Origin of the sequence: Bacillus hominis, from assembly GCF_018332515.1 — a bacterium.
In the GTDB taxonomy this organism is placed as follows: Bacteria; Bacillota; Bacilli; order Bacillales; family Bacillaceae_G; genus Bacillus_A; species Bacillus_A hominis.
Genome location: NZ_BOQD01000671.1, coordinates 1 through 223, shown reverse-complemented (window position 1 = coordinate 223; position 223 = coordinate 1). Strand labels below are relative to the sequence as shown.

Annotated in this window: 1 pseudogene; it reads left to right on the top strand. The window is 40.8% G+C overall.

Going from position 1 to position 223, the window contains the following annotated elements:
• Positions 1 to 223 (top strand): annotated as a pseudogene (locus KI356_RS27875) (hypothetical protein); the annotation flags it as partial.

Genomic DNA, 223 nt, shown 5'->3' with positions numbered 1-223 from the left:
GCGTTAAAAACAGTTAGTAAAAATAAACGCTTTTATGGAATCGCTATCCCTGCATTTATGGCAGAGCCAGCATGGGCTGTAATGAGCTTTTGGGTGCCATTATATCTTGCAAAAGCATATGGCATGGACCTTAAACAAATAGCTCTGTTTGCATGGTTACCATTTCTTTGCGCTGATTTAGGAAGTATTGCCAGCGGATATCTGACAAAACTCTATACCCGTC